The organism is Methanorbis rubei (genome assembly GCF_032714495.1).
Lineage (GTDB): Archaea > Halobacteriota > Methanomicrobia > Methanomicrobiales > Methanocorpusculaceae > Methanocorpusculum > Methanocorpusculum rubei.
This window is the reverse complement of the sequence record NZ_JAWDKB010000011.1, coordinates 1-5,626: the sequence shown is the minus strand read 5'-3', so window position 1 is coordinate 5,626 and position 5,626 is coordinate 1. Positions and strand designations below refer to the sequence as shown.

General features: G+C 49.5%; 1 tRNA gene and 3 rRNA genes. All 4 read left to right on the top strand.

From position 1 onward, the window contains the following. Positions 1-247: 247 nt before the first annotated feature. The 4 genes from McpCs1_RS09235 to rrf all read left to right on the top strand — a co-directional run bounded on the left by McpCs1_RS09235 (position 248) and on the right by rrf (position 5,611). Positions 248-1,716: ribosomal RNA gene (locus McpCs1_RS09235) — 16S ribosomal RNA — on the top strand. A gap of 168 nt (positions 1,717-1,884) precedes the next feature. Beyond that, positions 1,885-1,957: transfer RNA gene (locus tag McpCs1_RS09230), tRNA-Ala, on the top strand. A gap of 333 nt (positions 1,958-2,290) precedes the next feature. Beyond that, positions 2,291-5,212 (top strand): 23S ribosomal RNA (locus tag McpCs1_RS09225). A 277-nt stretch (positions 5,213-5,489) separates the two neighbouring features. Next, a 5S ribosomal RNA gene (rrf, locus tag McpCs1_RS09220) occupies positions 5,490-5,611 on the top strand. The 16S, 23S and 5S rRNA genes sit together here with 1 tRNA gene alongside, the layout of an rRNA operon. Positions 5,612-5,626: the final 15 nt, after the last annotated feature.

Genomic DNA, 5,626 nt, shown 5'->3' with positions numbered 1-5,626 from the left:
GAGCTTCAAAACTCTCGAACCTCGTGCAGTCTCGAAGAGTATAAATACGCTTCATGCGTATGTATTAAGGCTGTTTAAGTGGAGAACGAAACGCGAACCGACACGAAAAAACGTGTGCGGTAGTTTGTTCTGACGTTGGTATTGTGGCGATGCGGACATTCATTGAAATGACCGCTGATTCCTTTAACGTTTTACGCCTGGTTTTGTTAGTCGTTAACAAACATGTGTGTATAATGTACAAAAATTAATTCTGGTTGATCCTGCCAGAGGCCATTGCTATCAGGGTTTGACTAAGCCATGCGAGTCGAGAGGTGTAAGACCTCGGCATACTGCTCAGTAACACGTGGTTAATCTGCCCTTGGGTGGGAAATACTCCCGGGAAACTGGGGCTAATGTCCCATAGTGAATGCTTGTTGGAACACTGCATTCTCGAAAGATTTATTTCGCCCAAGGATGAGACTGCGTCCGATTAGGTTGTTGGTGGGGTAACGGCCCACCAAGCCTATTATCGGTACGGGTTGTGGGAGCAAGATCCCGGAGATGGATTCTGAGACATGAATCCAGGCCCTACGGGGCGCAGCAGGCGCGCAAACTTTACAATGCGAGCAATCGTGATAAGGAAACCCTGAGTGCCTGTAGATGCAGGCTGTTCATATATCTAAATCGTATGTGAAGAAAGGGCAGGGCAAGACCGGTGCCAGCCGCCGCGGTAATACCGGCTGCTCGAGTGATGGCCACTATTACTGGGTTTAAAGCGTCCGTAGCTTGATTGTTAGGTCTCTTGGGAAATCTTTTGGCTTAACCACAAGGCGTCTAAGAGATACCGGCAATCTAGGAACTGGGAGAGGTAAGCCGTACTTCGGGGGTAGGAGTGAAATCTTGTAATCCTCGAGGGACGACCTATGGCGAAGGCAGCTTACCAGAACAGCTTCGACAGTGAGGGACGAAAGCTGGGGGAGCAAACGGGATTAGATACCCCGGTAGTCCCAGCCGTAAACAATGTGCGTTAGGTGTGTCGGTTACCACGCGTAACTGATGCGCCGAAGAGAAATCGTGAAACGCACCACCTGGGAAGTACGGTCGCAAGGCTGAAACTTAAAGGAATTGGCGGGGGAGCACCACAACAGGTGGAGCCTGCGGTTTAATTGGATTCAACGCCGGACATCTCACCGGATAAGACAGCTGAATGATTGTCAATCTGAAGGTTTTACATGACTAGCTGAGAGGAGGTGCATGGCCGTCGTCAGTTCGTACTGTGAAGCATCCTGTTAAGTCAGGCAACGAGCGAGACCCACGCCAACAATTGCCAGCAGCATCTCCGGATGGCTGGGGACATTGTTGGGACCGCCTCTGCTAAAGGGGAGGAAGGAATGGGCAACGGTAGGTCAGCATGCCCCGAATTATCCGGGCTACACGCGGGCTACAATGGGTGGGACAATGGGTAACAACACCGAAAGGTGACGTCAATCTCCTAACCCCACCCTTAGTTAGGATTGCGGGTTGCAACTCACCCGCATGAATCTGGAATCTGTAGTAATCGCGTTTCACTATAGCGCGGTGAATACGTCCCTGCTCCTTGCACACACCGCCCGTCAAACCATCCTAGTGAGGTTTGGATGAGACCCTGGTCTTTGCCGGGGTCGAATCTAGGTTTCGTGAGGAGGGTTAAGTCGTAACAAGGTAGCCGTAGGGGAATCTGCGGCTGGATCACCTCCTAATGATCCAAAACCTGTAAGACGTTAAACGGAATCGCATAAGCGGTCGTTTCAATGAACCGTACAATCACCACAGTACCAACACTCAATATGCACTCACACGTGCGTGCTGAATGAACAGCAGCAAAATGAACCTTTGAACAAAAGTTCATCATAATATCAGTGTGAGGGGCGCGTAGCTCAGTTGGAAGAGCGCGGCGTTTGCAACGCCGAGGCCTGGGGTTCAAATCCCCACGCGTCCACTCCGCAGCCGTTAATAGCAAATCTTTTGTCTATTAGACTGCGGTTGCAATGCACCCGGAAACGCGAGTTACCGGGGAAGGATCGAGAGTCACCGACTCTTTGAGATCGTGTATAGGTTTTGCATTTGGACGTTAAATGGGTATCAGCGGAAACCTTTCGTAGAAAAAATCGAAAGCGTAAACATTTGTCGGTAAGGCAAAAAAATACACTTAAGAGAACAGCAAAGGACCCTGGTTATAAAAGAAAATCCATTTACCACAAATAAAATCCAATTCGTAAACAACGAAACATCAAAGACATACCCTCGATTGCTTTCACAGCAATCGAGAACAGAAACCTGGTTCTTATGCCAGTTAGTGGATGGTTTGGTTTGAGAGCTGATGAAGGGCGTGCCAAGCAGCGAAATGCCCCGGGAAGACGCAAGGAGTCTGTGATCCGGGGATCCCCTAATAGGACCTCCGTACTCGCAAGAGTAAATCCGTCAGGATGGGGAACCCCCCGAAGTGAAACATCTCAGTAGGGGGAGGAAGAGAAATCAATTGAGATTACGTTAGTAGAGGCGATCGAACCCGTAATAGTCTAAACTGAATCCCGCAAGGGACATGTAGTGTATGGCCTTCAACATAGTATGATAATGTCTAATGAAAGTGACCTGGAACGGTCCGCCTTAGAGGGTGACAGCCCCGTACGTGGTCACATTATCAGCTTAGAAGAGACCTGAGTAGCGTGGGTTGGAATTCCCGCGTGAACAAGGGGGTCACCTAACCTCCAAGACTAAATACTCCTCAAAACCGATAGCGAATTAGTAGCGTGAGCGAAAACTGAAAAGCATCCCTAAAAAGGAACTGAAAAGTGCCTGAAACTAACTGGTGATCGTGTGTTGCGGCGTGAAAGGATCTTCTCGTCGAAAGAACCCGTCGCGAGGCGGTAGTATGAGACGAGTTGCCGATGTCGCAACTTACGTTTTGAAGAACGGGCCAAAGAGTGTATTCCATTGGCGAGGTTAACCGTCAAGGGCAGCCGCAGCGAAAGCGACACGATCGTAGCGCAAGCATGGATCGGCGTACCAATAGTGCGTGGAGTCAATGGGATCCGACCTGAAACCTGGTGATCTATGCCTGAGCAGGTTGAAGCGTGCCGAAAGGTGCGTGGAGGACCGCATGCGGTATTGATATGCAAATCATTCGCGTGACTTGGGTATAGGAGTGAAAGATTCATCGAACCGGGTGTCAGCTGGTTCCTCTCGAAACATGTCTAAGCATGACCTCGACCGAGATGGATAGTGAGGTAGAGCACCTATCGGGAATCCCGGGGGAGAAATCCCTCGCTTCCTTGTAAAACTCCAAACTCCCTATCATCGTAGACGTCGGGCAGTCCGGGCTACGGGGTAAGCTTGTAGTCCGTAAGGGAGACAACCCAGACCATGGTTAATGCCCCCCAATGTAGGCTAAGTGTCAACACTGAATGAAGTCCTAGGTCAAAGACAACTGGAAGGTGAGCTCAGAAGCAGCTATCCTTTAAAAAGTGCGTAACAGCTTACCAGTCAAGATTTAGGGCGCAGAAAATGGACGGGGCTCAAGCCTACTGCAGATACCATGGCGCACGTTTTTGAACGTGATCGAGTAGAGAGGCGTCCTGTATGGGCTGAAGCAGGGTCGTAAGTTCCTGTGGACCGTATAGGAATGAGAATTTTGGCAGTAGTAGAAGCAAAGAATGGTGAGAATCCATTCCGCCGAAGGGGCTAGGTTTCCTCGGCAATGTTCGTCAGCCGAGGGTTAGTCGGTCCTAAGCTGTATCATAACTTGAATACAGCAACAGGGAAACAGGTTAATATTCCTGTACCATGCGTTGATAATACTGACGCATCGGGTTATACATAGCGGAATCATCGTTCCGTCCAATCGTATAAGCTCTTGGAGTACCGTAATGGTGAGAATTGAGTGAAATCGTAACGGCGTAAGTATGTTCATACCTGGTGCCCGTGAAAAGGTAACGCATTGACCGTACCGAGAACCGACACAGGTGCCCCTAGTTGAAAAGACTCAGGCGTGTCGGAATTATTTGTGGTAAGGGAACTCGGCAAAATGGCCCCGTACCTTCGGAATAAGGGGTGCCTGCCTCGTGATGAGGCAGGTCGCAGTGACCAGGGAGCTCTAACTGTCTAACAACAACATAGCAGACTGCAACTCCGTAAGGACTAGTATAGTCTGTGAATCCTGCCCAGTGCGGGTATCTGAACACTGAGTACAATCGGACGAAGGACCCGTAAACGGCGGGGGTAACTATGACCCTCTTAAGGTAGCGTAGTACCTTGTCGCTTAATTGGCGACTTGCATGAATGGATTAATAAGGGCTCTACTGTCCCTACCGCAAATCCGTTGAACCTTTTATCCTTGTGCAGAGGCAAGGGACTCCCATCGGGAAGTGAAGACCCCATGGAGCTTTACTGCAGCCTGTCGTTGAATTACGGTATTACATGCGCAGCGTAGATGGTAGGTGTTAATGCTCATATTCCGGTATGAGTGGAGCCAACGTTGAGACACCATCCTTGTTCTGCTGTAATTCTCACTCGACTTCGTGTCGAGGACATCGGTAGGTAGGCAGTTTGGGTGGGGCGCCACACCCTCGAAAACATATCAAGGGTGCCCTATGGTCAACTCATGTGAGTCAGCAACTCACAGGAGAGTGTCAAGAGCATAAGTTGGCTTGACGTGATTTCGCATAGCAAGAAATCACGAGTGGAAACACGGGTCTAACGAACCAATACGCCTTTTTGGTGAGGGCTATTGACTACAGAAAAGCTACCCTGGGGATAACAGAGTCGTCGCCGGCAAGAGCACATATCGACCCGGCGGCTTGCTACCTCGATGTCGGTTCTTTCCATCCTGGCTGTGCAGCAGCAGCCAAGGGTGAGGTTGTTCGCCTATTAAAGGGGATCGTGAGCTGGGTTCAGACCGTCGTGAGACAGGTCGGTTACTATCTGATGGGAGTGTTCGAAATCTGAGAGCAAGAATGAAATAGTACGAGAGGAACTTTCATTCGTCACCTCTGGTGTATCGGTTGTCTGATAAGGCAGTGCCGAGCAGCTACGTGGCACGAGATAAAAACTGAAAGCATCTAAGTTTGAAACTTCGCTTGAAAAGAGATTTCGTTATAGAGCACCGGTAAAAGACCGGCTTGATAGGTTTGGGATGTAAGCACGAAGGCAACGACGTGTTCAGTCCGCAAATACTAATGCTCAAATCCAAGTTTCCTTGTATGTCTGCAAATGATTTTCGTTCAATTCGGATTGGCAGTGGCAGATGGACTTCTCCTTAAACACAAAGGTGTCCTCGCTGTAATTGTTCTACGACACAAGGTTTCGCTGTGCCCAGACGTTATCCAAATGCAAAACTTATACTAACCTATATAAACGGTAACTGCATACATTGTATGCCAAATCTAGTTACTGTGCCAAGTTGGCGGAGTGGCCACGCGATTGCCTGCAGAGCAATTCTACTCCCGTTCAAATCGGGAACTTGGCTTGGGGGATTATGCGGCCATAGCAGAGAGGTTCCACCCGGACCCATTCCGAACCCGGCAGTTAAGCTCTCTTACGTCGGATACTGTACTGAGATACGCGAGTTCTCGGGAACTATTCAACGCTGCACCCCCTTCCTTTTGATTGA